The 12456-nt window shown below is 66.9% G+C and carries 8 protein-coding genes; 3 read left to right on the forward strand and 5 right to left on the reverse strand.

All coding sequences use genetic code 11. From position 1 onward, the window contains the following. Window positions 1-2 precede the first annotated feature (2 nt). Complete coding sequence (locus C5O79_RS32245) at window positions 3-890, forward strand: ABC transporter ATP-binding protein (protein ID WP_047852161.1); 888 nt, start codon at window positions 3-5, stop codon at window positions 888-890. Next, a complete protein-coding gene (locus C5O79_RS32250) occupies window positions 883-1665 on the forward strand; it encodes a metal ABC transporter permease (RefSeq protein ID WP_027789245.1) in 783 nt (260 codons plus the stop codon). Before C5O79_RS32245 ends, C5O79_RS32250 begins: the two co-directional genes overlap by 8 nt. Before the next feature lie 123 nt (window positions 1666-1788). Here C5O79_RS32250 and fghA read toward each other — a convergent pair whose 3' ends face one another. From fghA to C5O79_RS32270, 3 genes are all read right to left on the reverse strand, one after another. After that, window positions 1789-2637 (reverse strand): S-formylglutathione hydrolase, encoded by an 849-nt coding sequence (gene fghA, locus C5O79_RS32255; RefSeq protein WP_047852162.1) that lies wholly within the window; start codon window positions 2635-2637, stop codon window positions 1789-1791. A gap of 16 nt (window positions 2638-2653) precedes the next feature. After that, window positions 2654-3760 (reverse strand): S-(hydroxymethyl)glutathione dehydrogenase/class III alcohol dehydrogenase, encoded by a 1107-nt coding sequence (locus tag C5O79_RS32260; RefSeq protein ID WP_006483756.1) that lies wholly within the window; start codon window positions 3758-3760, stop codon window positions 2654-2656. 275 nt (window positions 3761-4035) lie between these two features. Then, complete coding sequence (locus C5O79_RS32270) at window positions 4036-5487, reverse strand: FGGY family carbohydrate kinase (protein ID WP_122474290.1); 1452 nt, start codon at window positions 5485-5487, stop codon at window positions 4036-4038. Window positions 5488-5926: 439 nt separating this feature from the next. Here C5O79_RS32270 and C5O79_RS32275 point away from each other — a divergent pair, with 439 nt between their 5' ends. Further along, complete coding sequence (locus tag C5O79_RS32275) at window positions 5927-7303, forward strand: nucleobase:cation symporter-2 family protein (protein WP_039368422.1); 1377 nt, start codon at window positions 5927-5929, stop codon at window positions 7301-7303. A gap of 420 nt (window positions 7304-7723) precedes the next feature. Here the strand turns inward: C5O79_RS32275 and C5O79_RS32280 are convergent, their stop codons facing one another. Both C5O79_RS32280 and bpeB read right to left on the reverse strand, forming a co-directional pair. Beyond that, complete coding sequence (locus C5O79_RS32280; protein WP_122474291.1) at window positions 7724-9247, reverse strand: efflux transporter outer membrane subunit; 1524 nt, start codon at window positions 9245-9247, stop codon at window positions 7724-7726. Further along, complete coding sequence (bpeB, locus tag C5O79_RS32285; RefSeq protein WP_039368427.1) at window positions 9247-12447, reverse strand: efflux RND transporter permease BpeB; 3201 nt, start codon at window positions 12445-12447, stop codon at window positions 9247-9249. The genes C5O79_RS32280 and bpeB overlap by 1 nt, the downstream gene beginning before the upstream one ends. Window positions 12448-12456 lie beyond the last annotated feature (9 nt).

Consider the following 12456-nt stretch of genomic DNA (forward strand, 5'->3'; position numbering starts at 1 on the left):
ACATGACCGCCACTCCTCACGCACTCGCCGTCGATCGCGTCACGCTCGAACTGGGCGGACGCACGATCCTGCGCGATGTCAGCTTCTCGATCGAACCCGGCGAATTCGTCGGCGTGCTCGGGCCGAACGGCGCGGGCAAGACGACGCTGATGCGCGCGGTGCTCGGGCTCGTGCCCGTATCGTCCGGCACGCTGTCCGTGGGCGGCGTGCCGGTCGTGCGCGGCAACGCGTCGATCGGCTACATGCCGCAGATCCGCAGCGGCCTCGCGAACCGCCGGATGCGCGGCTACGACTTCGTCGCGATGGCCGCCGACGGCCACCGCTGGGGGCTGCCGCACACGAACGCGGCGACGCGCCGCGACGTCGACCGCGTGCTCGACCTCGTCGGCGGCCCGACGCTCGCGCGCCGGCCGCTGTCGGAACTGTCCGGCGGCGAGCGGCAGCGCCTGCTGCTCGCGCAATGCCTGCTCGGCAACCCGAAGCTGCTGCTGCTCGACGAGCCGCTGATCAGCCTCGACCCGAATCACCAGCGCGGCGTCGTCGAACTCGTGCGCAACGTGCAGCGCGAGCTCGGCATCACCGTGCTGTTCTCCGCGCACGAACTGAATCCGCTGCTGAACGCGCTCGATCGCGTGCTGTATCTCGGCAACGGCGTTGCCGCGCTCGGCACCGTCGACGAGGTGATCACGAAGCCGGTGCTGTCGCGGCTCTACGGTTCGCCGATCGACGTGATGCGCGTGAACGGCAAGATCTTCGTGATGTCGGGCGACGTCGAGATCGAGAAGCACGATCACGAACACGAGGACGACGGCCACCCGCACGGCGGTGGCGGCGGCCACGGCCATCACCACCACGGACACGCTCATCCCGGGCCTTCGCACGATGTTTGAATACGACTTCATGATCAACGCCTTCGCGGCGTCGGGGATCGTCGCGGTGCTCGCGGGCATCGTCGGCTACTTCCTGGTGCTGCGCGGGCAGACCTTCGCCGGCCATGCGCTGTCGCACGTCGGCTTCACCGGCGCGACGGGCGCGGTGCTGCTCGGCATCTCGCCGATCTGGGGGATGGTCGGCTTCACGCTCGCGGCCGGCATCGGGATGGGCGCGCTCGGCGAAAAGCTCGCAGGCCGCGATGTCGCGATCGGCGTGATCCTGTCCGGCGCGCTCGGCTTCGGCCTGCTGTTCCTGCATTTCTACACGTCGTTCGCGACGCAGGTCACCGCGCTGCTGTTCGGCAACGTGCTCGCGGTGAGCCACGACACGCTCGCGGTGCTCGCCGGCATCGGCGCGGTGAGCCTGCTCGCGCTCGCGCTGATCGCGCGGCCGCTGCTGTTCGCGTCGCTGCAGCCCGAACTGGCCGAAGCCAAGGGCGTGTCGCTGCGCACGGTGTCGATGCTGTTCCTCGCGGTGTGCGCGCTCGCGGTGGCCGCGGCGACGCAGATCGTCGGCGTGCTGCTGGTGTTCACGCTGCTGGTCGGCCCGGCCGCCGCCGCGCAGAACGTGACGACGCGGCTGTCGACCGGCGTGCTGCTCGCCGCGCTGTTCGCGTTGTTCGAAGCGTGGCTCGGCATCGTGCTCGCGTATCACACCGACTGGCCGACGAGCTTCTGGATCACCGCACTGTCGGCGCTCGTGTACGGCGCGAGCCTGTTGCGACGCCACTGAGCACCACCCGAAGGAAATGAAAAACGCCGGCGTGCCCGAGGGCAGCGCCGGCGTTTTTTCATGCGCCCGCGATCGTGCGGTGCGCGGTGTACCGCCGTGTGCGTGACCGGCTTCCCTTCCTCGTCATCGTGCGAGCACGCGCGCGTGATGCGCGAGGTGATCGGCGATGAACGTCGAGATGAAGTAGTACCCGTGGTCGTAGCCCGGATGGCGGCGCAGCGTCAGCGGCTGGCCGGCCTTCGCGCACGCGGCTTCGAACACGTCGGGGTTCAGCTGGTTCGCGAGGAACTGGTCGGCGAGGCCCTGATCGACGAGGATGCCGTCCGCGAACTTCGGCGCATCGGCGCGCGCGACGAGTTCACTCGCGTCGTGTGCCTTCCATGCTTCACGATCGGCGCCCAGATAACCCGAGAACGCCTTCTCGCCCCACGGGCAGCGCGTCGGCGCGGCAATCGGCGCGAACGCCGACACCGACCGGTACAGGCCCGGATGGCGCAACGCGAGCGTCAGCGCGCCGTGCCCGCCCATCGAGTGTCCGAAGATCCCGAGCCGCGTGCCGTCGATCGGCAGTTCGGCCGCGACGAGCGTACGCAGCTCGCCCGTCACGTACGACTCCATCCGGTAATGCGTCGACCACGGCGCTTCGGTCGCATCGACGTAGAACCCCGCGCCGACGCCGAAGTCCCACGCGTCGGTCTCGCCCGGCACGCCCGCGCCGCGCGGGCTCGTGTCGGGCATCACGAGCGCGATGCCGTGCTGCGCCGCGTATTGCTGCGCGCCGGCCTTGATCGCGAACGTCTCGTCGGTGCACGTGAGCCCCGCGAGATAGAACAGCGCCGGCACGCGGCCGTGCGCAGCCTGCGGCGGCAGGTACACCGAGAACTTCATCGGCAGGCCGATGGCCGCCGAATCGTGACGGTAGAAACGCTGCTCGCCGCCGTGGCACGCATGCGAGGAAACGAGTTCGAGCATCGCGGTATGCTCCCGGTCAGTACAGCACGACCGAGCGGATCGACTCGCCGGCCTTCATCAGGTCGAAGCCTTCGTTGATCCGCTCGAGCGGCAGCGTGTGCGTGATCAGGTCGTCGATGTTGATCTTGCCTTCCATGTACCAGTCGACGATCTTCGGCACGTCGGTGCGGCCGCGCGCGCCGCCGAATGCCGAACCCTTCCACTCGCGGCCCGTGACCAGCTGGAACGGGCGCGTGCTGATTTCCTCGCCCGCTGCCGCCACGCCGATGATGAACGACTGGCCCCAGCCCTTGTGCGTGCACTCCAGCGCCTGGCGCATCAGCTTCACGTTGCCGACGCACTCGAACGAGTAGTCGGCGCCGCCGTCGGTGAGCTGCACGATGTGGTCGACCACGTTCTCGACTTCGTTCGGGTTGATGAAGTGCGTCATCCCGAACTTCTTCGCGAGCTCGACGCGCTTCGGATTGATGTCGACGCCGATGATCTTGTCCGCGCCGACCATCTTCGCGCCCTGGATCACGTTCAGGCCGATGCCGCCGAGGCCGAACACGACGACGTTCGCGCCGGCCTCGACCTTCGCCGAGTACACGACCGCGCCGACGCCCGTCGTCACGCCGCAGCCGATGTAGCAGATCTTGTCGAACGGCGCGTCCTCGCGCACCTTCGCCACCGCGATCTCCGGCACGACGATGTAGTTCGAGAACGTCGACGTACCCATGTAGTGGAACAGCGGCTTGCCGTCGAGCGAGAAGCGCGACGTCGCGTCGGGCATCAGGCCCTTGCCCTGCGTCGCGCGGATCTTCTGGCACAGGTTGGTCTTGCGCGACAGGCAGAACTTGCACTCGCGGCATTCGGGCGTGTAGAGCGGGATCACATGATCGCCCTTGCGCACGGTGCCGACGCCGGGGCCGACGTCGACCACGACGCCCGCGCCTTCATGGCCGAGGATCGCCGGGAAGATCCCTTCCGGATCTGCGCCCGACAGCGTGTAGTAATCGGTGTGGCAGATACCCGTCGCCTTCACCTCGATCAGCACTTCACCTGCGCGCGGCCCTTCCAGATCGACTTCCTCGATCGTCAGCGGCGCGCCCGCCTTCCATGCAATCGCTGCTTTCGTCTTCATCGTGTGACTCCTGTCTGTGTGTGAGGTCGGCCCGGGTCGGCGCGTCAGCGCTCATGTCGGCCGGCGCGGGTGCGCGAGCACCCATGCCGGCCTCATGCTTCGCACCGGGTTCCATGCAAAGCTGTCGAAGCCGTGCCGCGCGGCATCGCGCACGGCACGGCAAAAGAATCTCGTGCTCGCCATGATGGCCGGTCCGGCCGCGCATCGCGTGCGGGAAACGGTCGCCGGCTTGCCACGATGCGTCATCGCTGGCGCAAAAGAACAAGTGTCCGAGTTTAAACGCCCGTCGTGAACCATGCATCCGTTCGCGCATACAGATCGACGAAGCGTGCGTGGCGCGCGGCCAGCGAGCGATCGTCGCGCGGCGCGGCAACCGGCGACGCGGCCGGCGCCAGCGCGTGCAGCGCGTCTTCCCGCCAGTGCCCGATCGCGACGCCCGCGAGCAGCGCGGCGCCGCGCGTCGCGGCGTTCGGGCAGTCGATCGCGTGGAGCGACGCACCCAGCACGTCGGCGAGCAGCTGGCGCCAGCGCGGATCGACCGACCCGCCGCCCGCGAGACGCAGCATCGCGACCGGATCGCCGCGATCGGCGTCGCGAATCGCATCGAGCCCGGCGCGCAACGCGAACGCGACACCTTCGAACGCGGCACGCATCATCGCGCCGCGCGTGTCGCCGAGCCCGAGGCCGAGCCAGCCGCCGCGCGCGTCGGGGTTCATCCACGGCGAACGCTCGCCCGTCAGGTACGGCAGGAAGCACAGGCGCTCCGACGCCGCGTGGGCGAACGCTTCGTCATACGCATCGGCCCACTGCGCGTAGCCGAGCCAGCCGCGCACGGCTTCGAGCGCGAGCCCGACGTTCTGCATCGCGGCCATCGTGTAATAGCCGCCGCCGGTCGCCGCGCGATAGCGATGCAGCCCGCGTCGCGCGGGCGGCAGCGCATCCGCGAGCACGACGATCTGGCCGCCGCTGCCCGTCGTCAGCAGCGCGTCGCCGGCGGCGGCGAGCCCGCTGCCGAGCGCCGCGCATGCGGTGTCGGCTGCGCCTGTCGCCAGCGGCACGCCGGCCGGCAGGCCGAGCGCCGCGGCGGCCTGCGCGCCGAGCGTGCCGCAGCGCGCGGCCGACGGAACGACCGGCGCGAACCGGTCGGCCGGCAAGCCGAGTGCGTCGATCAATGCGAGGTCCCATTCACCGTCGGGTGTCGCGAGCGCGGTCGCGCACGCGTCGCTCGGATCGGCCGCGACGTCGCCGCCCAGCGCGATGCGCAACCAGTCCTTCGGCTGCACGGCCCAGCGCGCGGCGTGCAGCACTTCGGTTTCGTGTGTGGCCAGCCAGCGCAACAGCGGGCCGGCCATGCCCGGCGCGATGGGGTTCGGTGCGGCAGGCGAACCCGCGGCGGGCCAATCGGCCGCGTCCGCTTCGCGCACCGCGCGCGTGTCGGGCCACAGCAGCGCGGGACGCACCGGCTGCCCCGCCACGTCGATCAGCACGACGCCGTGCATCTGCCCCGAGAACCCGATCGCCGCCACCTGCGCACGCTCGTCGGCCGGCAGCCGCGCGGCCGCGCGCACGAGCGCCTGCCACCACGCGTCCGGTGCGATCTCCGCCCAGCCAGGCTGCGGCGACGACAGCGCATAAGGTTCGCTCGCGACCGCCCGCTCGACGCCGTCGGCATCGAGCGTGACGAGTTTGACGGAGCCGGTGCCGAGGTCGATTCCGAGCAGGCGCATGACGTGAGGACGAATTCGAATGAACGGATCTCGATGATAACGGGATCGCGATGCGCGCCCCATTTTTTGCCGTCGTCACGGCAGGTCGAAAACGCGGTCGCCGGCCGGGTTCCATCCGGCTGCGCCTTGCGGGCAAAAGCGGCCGTTCGCGGGTTAACCCGGCGCGATTTTCCCCAGGCACTTTTTGCCACTATGCCGCCCGCCCGATACACACCATAAAGCGGCCTATATTTGACACGGGGGCCAGCGCTATTTTGAAGGGCTATAAAACCGGGGAACCTCACTCCTGCGGCTGTTTCCCGATGATCGACACCCTGTTCCATGCCGAAATGGCATATCGAACCAGCAAAGAACGGAATAGAACCCAGCACTCTTGTTGCATGGATTCATTCCGAATAATTTCGTATCACCCCGAAAACAAGATCATGGAGTGAGACAGATGCAATCGAACACGGTCCATCCGTGCGATGAGGTGCTGCCGACCGGCAAGCTGGTAACGCTTGGCCTGCAGCACGTCCTCGTCATGTACGCCGGCGCTGTCGCCGTGCCGCTTATCGTCGGCGCCGCGCTCAAGCTGCCGAAAGACCAGATCGCGTTCCTGATCAGCGCCGATCTGTTTTCGTGCGGCATCGCCACGCTGATCCAGACGCTCGGCCTGTGGATCTTCGGGATCCGCCTGCCCGTCATCATGGGCTGCACGTTCGCGGCAGTCGGCCCGATGATCGCGATCGGCACCAACCCCGGCCTCGGCATCCTCGACATCTTCGGCTCGACCATCGCGGCCGGCATCATCGGTATCGTGCTGGCGCCGATGATCGGCAAGCTGTTGCGGTTCTTCCCGCCGGTGGTGGTCGGCACGGTGATCGCCGTGATCGGGCTGTCGCTGATGGAAGTGGGCATCAACTGGGCGGCCGGCGGCGTCGGCAACCCCGAATACGGCAGCCCCGTCTATCTCGGCCTGTCGCTGCTCGTGCTCACGCTGATCCTGCTGATCAACAAGTACGGCCGCGGCTTCGTCGCGAACATCTCGGTGCTGCTCGGCATCGTCGCCGGCTTCGCGATCGCCTTCGCGATCGGCCGCGTGAATACCGACGGCGTCGCGCACGCACCGTGGGTCGGCTTCGTGATGCCGTTCCACTTCGGCCTGCCGCACTTCGACCCGCTGTCGATCGTGACGATGGTCACGGTGATGTTCGTCACGTTCATCGAATCGACCGGCATGTTCCTCGCGGTCGGTGACATGGTCGATCGCCCGGTCAACCAGGAGCGCCTGGTGCGCGGCCTGCGCGTCGACGGCCTCGGCACGCTGATCGGCGGCATCTTCAACTCGTTCCCGCATACGTCGTTCTCGCAGAACGTCGGCCTGATCGGCGTGACGGGCGTGAAGAGCCGCTTCGTGTGCGCCACCGGCGGCGTGATCCTCGTGCTGCTCGGCCTGTTCCCGAAGATGGCGCAGGTCGTCGCATCGGTGCCGCCGTTCGTGCTCGGCGGCGCGGGCATCGTGATGTTCGGGATGGTGGCGGCGAACGGCATCAAGGTGCTGTCGAAGGTCGACTTCGTGAACAACTCGCACAACCTGTTCATCGTCGCCGTGAGCGTCGGCATGGGCCTCGTGCCGGTCGTGTCGCCGCACTTCTTCTCGAAGCTGCCGCCCGCGCTCGCCCCGATCCTGCATAGCGGCATCCTGCTGGCATCGGCGACGGCCGTGATCCTGAACATCGTGTTCAACGGCGTGAAAGGCGAAAAGGACGCACGCTGCGAGATTCGGCGCGCGGGACACGACTTCGACGGGCGGCCCGCTGACGTGCATCACTGACACCACCGATCGCCGCGCGCCGGACGACGGCACCAAGCGGTAACGAAAAACGCCACGGCATGCCGTGGCGTTTTGCTTTGCGGGAGCGGGAAGCTGCGCGATGATCGGTCGGACAGCTGGGCGTTCGGACAAAGCGGACAGCTGGACGGTCGAACGGCGGAACAGGCGGTCATGGCGCGTGAAAGCGGGCGCCCGCGGGCGCGGCGCGGGATGCCGGCTGGCCAGGCAGGATGGTTGGTCCGGCGCAATAAGCGGCACCGGAATCCGATACGCGCATCGTCACCCCAACCGTCTTCGCGCCGCACGAATCGACTACGCAAAAGAAAACGCCACGGACGAAAGTCCGTGGCGTTTTCGATTCCGCGACCAGTCGGTTCGAAGGACAAGCGCGATCGAAACCGCGCCTGCCCCTCCTTGCGCTTACCCGTTCGTCGCCGTTGCCGACGCAGGCGCCGGAGCAGCCGCCTTGTCGTAGTCGACCGGCGTATCCGGCGCACGCGGCGTTTCGCCTGCGCGCTGGATCCAGCCGCCGCCAAGGGCACGGTACAAGTCGACCAGATTGGTCCAGCGTGCCAGACGTGCGCTGATCAGCGATTGCTGCGCCGAGTACAGGTCCGTCTGTGCGGTCAGCACCGACAGGTAGCTGTCGACACCGTTCTTGTAACGCAGGTCCGACAGGTCGAAGCGACGCTGCTGCGCATGCTCGTTGCGCTCGAGCGCCGCGATCTGCTGGTCGTACGTGCCGCGTGCGGCCAAGCCATCCGACACTTCGCGGAATGCCGACTGGATCGCCTTCTCGTAGTTCGCGATCTCGATGCGCTTCTGCACGTGCGCGAGGTTCAGGTTCGCAATGTTCTGACCGCCTTCGAAGATCGGCATCGTGATCTGCGGCGCGAACGACCATGCGGCCGTGCCGGCCTTGAACAGGCCACCCAGCGTCGGGCTGCCGGTGCCGAACGCACCCGTCAGCGAGATCTTCGGGAAGAACGCCGCGCGGGCCGCACCGATGTTCGCGTTCGCGGCCAGCAGCGTCTGCTCGGCCTGCATCACGTCCGGACGACGCGTCAGCAAATCCGACGGCAGGCCAGCGGGCACGTCCGTCAGCAGGTTCTGCGCGTCGAGCGGCCTGCCCGCCGGCAGATCGTCCGGCAGCGGCTCGCCGATCAGCAGCACCAGCGCATTCAACGCCTGCGCGCGTGCACGCGCCTGCGCCTGCTGGTTCGCGAGCGCCGTCTCGACCACCGTCTGCGCCTGACGCAGCTCGAGCTCGGAGCCCGTGCCGTTGTCGAACTGCAGCTTGGTCAGGTCGTACGACGCCTGCGCGGTCTTCAGCGTGTTCTCCGTGACCTTCAACAGATCGTCGGTCGACAGCAGCGTCAGGTACTGGTCCGCCACCTGCGATACCAGCGAGATCTCCGACGCCTGCCGTGCATACGACGTCGACAGGTACTGCGCGAGCGCCTGGTCCTTCAGGCTCTGCACGCGGCCGAACAGGTCGAGCTCCCACGACGCGGACAGGCCGACGTTGTAGGCGCGCGAGATGTACGGCGCACCGGTCTGCGAAAGACCCTGCGGCACGCGCTGGATGCTGCCCGTGCCCGTACCGTCGAGCGTCGGGAACAACCCCGCGCGCGTGATCTGGTACTGCGCACGCGCGGCCTCGATGTTCAGCACTGCCACGCGCAGGTCGCGGTTGTTGTTCAGCGCGATCTCGATCAGCCGCTGCAGGCGCGGGTCGACGAAGAACTCGCGCCAGCCGATGGCGGTCGCAGCTTGCCCGTTCGCGCTGCGCGCGCCGGCCGCACCCGGCTGCGTCGCGTAGACGCCGCCGGCCGGGTACGCCTGCGCGACGGGCGCATCGGGCCGCTTGTAATGCGGCGCCATCGTGCAGCCCGTGGCAAAGAGCGCGACCGCGATTGCAGTCAAAGCGTGTTTTTGCATCATCACTGTCCCTTGTTGCCTTCGTCGCCGTTGCCCGGCTTCTCTTCGTGGTGCGAGTGCTCCTGAGCCAGGCGCAGCGCCTCGTCGACGTCTTCCTTCTCGCCGCTGAAGATCGCACGGATCTTCACGAAGAACATCGGGATCATGAAGATCGCGAGGAACGTCGCCGTGATCATCCCGCCGATCACGCCCGTACCGATCGCGTGCTGGCTGGCCGAACCCGCGCCGTTGCTGATCGCGAGCGGCATCACGCCGAGAATGAACGCGAGCGACGTCATCAGGATCGGACGCAGCCGCAGGCGCGCCGCTTCCAGCGCGGCCTCGATCGGCCCCATCTTCTCCGTCATCTGCAGTTCGCGCGCGAACTCCACGATCAGGATCGCGTTCTTCGCGGACAAGCCCACGGTGGTCAGCAGGCCGACCTGGAAGAACACGTCGTTCTCGAGGCCGCGCATCGTTGCCGCGAGCAGTGCACCGATCACGCCGAGCGGCACCACCATGATCACCGAGAACGGGATCGACCAGCTTTCATACAGCGCCGCGAGACACAGGAACACGACGAGGATCGAGATCGCGTACAGGATCGGCGCCTGCGAACCGGACTGGATTTCCTGGAACGACAGGCCGGTCCACGAATAGCCGATACCGACCGGCAGCTTCTTCGCGATCTGTTCCATCGCCGCCATCGCCTGACCGGTCGACTTGCCCGGTGCGGCCTGGCCCTGGATTTCCATCGCTGACACGCCGTTGTAGCGCTCGAGCTTCGGCGAACCGTACGTCCAGTGACCGGTCGCGAACGAACTGAACGGCACCATCCCGCCCGACCCGTTGCGCACGTACCAGATGTTCAGGTCTTCCGGCGTCATCCGGAACGGTGCGTCTGCCTGCACGTAGACCTTCTTGATCCGGCCATCGGTATCCAGGAAGTTGTTCACGTACTTCGACGCCCAGGCGATCGAGAACGTCTGGTCGATCGCATCCGCCGTCACGCCGAGCGCGTTCGCCTTTTCGCGATCGATGTCGACCTTGTACTGCGGCGTATCGTTCAGGCCGTTCGGACGCACACCCTGCAGCGTCGGATCCTTCGAGGCCATCCCGAGCAGCTGGTTACGCGCGGCCATCAGCGCATCGTGGCCGAGACCTGCGTTGTCCGTCAGCTCGAAGTCGAAGCCGGCAGCGGTGCCGAGTTCGGGAATCGACGGCGGGTTGAACGGGATCACGATCGCGTCCTTGTAGCCCGCGTAGCGCCCGAACATCCGGCCGATCAGCGCCTGCACCTTCTGGTTCGCATGCTGACGCTGCGAGTAGTCCTTCAGGCGAACGAACACGAGACCGGAGTTCTGGCCGCGGCCGGCGAAGCTGAAGCCGTTGACGGTGAACGCCGATTCGACGATTTCCTTCTCGTCCTTCAACAGGTAATCGGAAATGTTCGCGAGCGTCTTCGCGGTCGTTTCCTGCGTCGAGCCCGACGGCGTCTGCACGATCACGAACATCAGGCCCTGGTCTTCATCCGGCAGGAACGACTTCGGCAGGCGCACGAACAGCAGGCCGACCGCGACGATCACGACCAGGTAGATGATGAGCCAGCGGCCCGAGCGCTTGATCACGTGGTGCACGCCGACGTGATACTTGTCGCGGCTGTTGTTGAACGTGCGGTTGAACCAGCCGAAGAAGCCCTTCTTCTCTTCGTGATGGCCTTGCGGGATCGGCTTGAGGATCGTCGCGCACAATGCCGGCGTCAGAATCAACGCGACGAGCACCGACAGCACCATCGCCGACACGATCGTCAGCGAGAACTGACGATAGATCGCACCGACCGAGCCGCCCGAGAACGCCACCGGCACGAACACCGCCGACAGCACGAGCGCCACACCGACGAGTGCGCCGGTGATCTGGCCCATCGCCTTGCGGGTCGCCTCCTTCGGTGACAGGCCCTCTTCCGCCATCACCCGCTCGACGTTCTCCACGACCACGATCGCATCGTCGACCAGCAGGCCGATGGCGAGCACGAGGCCGAACATCGACAGCGTGTTGATCGAGAAGCCCACCATCGACATGATCGCGAACGTGCCGAGCAACACCACCGGCACCGCGATCGTCGGGATGATCGTCGCCCGCAGGTTCTGCAGGAACAGGTACATCACGAGGAACACGAGCACGATACCTTCGAGCAGCGTCTTGACCACTTCCTCGATCGACAGCTTCACGAACGGCGTCGTGTCGTACGGGTACTTCACGACGAGGCCGTGCGGGAAGAACGGCGCCAGTTCGTCGATCTTCGCGCGCACGGCCTTCGCGGTCGCCAGCGCGTTCGCGTTGGTCGCGAGCTGGATACCGAGCGCCGCGGTCGGCTGACCGTTGTACTTCGTGTCGAAGTTGTAGTTTTCGCCGCCGAGTTCGAGCTTCGCGACATCCTTCAGGCGAACCTGCGAGCCGTCCTGGTTGACCTTCAGCAGGATGTTGCCGAACTGCTCGGGCGTCTGCAGCAGCGTCGATTCGGTGATCGTCGCCTGCAGCATCGTGCCCGGCGTGGACGGCGTGCCGCCGATCTGGCCGCCTGCGATCTGCACGTTCTGTGCGGAGATCGCGGTCGACACGTCGACCGGCGTGAGGCCGTAGTTCGTCAGCCGGGTCGCATCGAGCCAGACCCGCATCGCGTACTGCGAGCCGAACAGCGTGACGGTACCGACGCCGTTCAACCGGCTGATCGGGTCCTTCACGTGCGACGCCACGAAGTTCGCGAGGTCGTACTTGTTCATGCTGCCGTCTTCGGAGTTGAAGGCGAGCACCAGCAGGAAGCTGCTGCTCGACTTCGTCACCGAGAGGCCGAGCTGCTGCACGACCTGCGGCAGAATCGGCGTCGCGAGCGACAGCTTGTTCTGCACCTGGACCTGCGCGATGTCGGCGTTGGTGCCCGGCGCGAAGGTCAGCGTGATCGTCGCGTTGCCCGAGTCGTCACTGGTCGACGACATGTACAGGAAGTTGTCGAGACCGCTCATCTGCTGCTCGATCACCTGCGTCACCGTGTCTTCCACCGTCTTGGCGGACGCACCCGGGTAGTTCGCGGTGATCTGGATCGAGGGCGGCGCGATCGTCGGATACTGCGAGATCGGCAGCGTGAAGATCGCCGCAACCCCGGCCAGCATCAGGATGATGGCGATCACCCACGCGAAGATCGGGCGATCGATAAAAAACTTTGCCATGAAACAGGC

This window comes from Burkholderia sp. SRS-25 (assembly GCF_004343765.1).
Taxonomy (GTDB): domain Bacteria; phylum Pseudomonadota; class Gammaproteobacteria; order Burkholderiales; family Burkholderiaceae; genus Burkholderia; species Burkholderia contaminans.

Coding starts and splice junctions, on each gene's coding strand:
- C5O79_RS32245 (WP_047852161.1), top strand. CDS start 3: ATGACCGCCACTCCTCACGCACTCGCCGTCGATCGCGTCACGCTCGAA.
- C5O79_RS32250 (WP_027789245.1), top strand. CDS start 883: ATGTTTGAATACGACTTCATGATCAACGCCTTCGCGGCGTCGGGGATC.
- fghA (WP_047852162.1), bottom strand. CDS start 2,637: ATGCTCGAACTCGTTTCCTCGCATGCGTGCCACGGCGGCGAGCAGCGT.
- C5O79_RS32260 (WP_006483756.1), bottom strand. CDS start 3,760: ATGAAGACGAAAGCAGCGATTGCATGGAAGGCGGGCGCGCCGCTGACG.
- C5O79_RS32270 (WP_122474290.1), bottom strand. CDS start 5,487: ATGCGCCTGCTCGGAATCGACCTCGGCACCGGCTCCGTCAAACTCGTC.
- C5O79_RS32275 (WP_039368422.1), top strand. CDS start 5,927: ATGCAATCGAACACGGTCCATCCGTGCGATGAGGTGCTGCCGACCGGC.
- C5O79_RS32280 (WP_122474291.1), bottom strand. CDS start 9,247: ATGATGCAAAAACACGCTTTGACTGCAATCGCGGTCGCGCTCTTTGCC.
- bpeB (WP_039368427.1), bottom strand. CDS start 12,447: ATGGCAAAGTTTTTTATCGATCGCCCGATCTTCGCGTGGGTGATCGCC.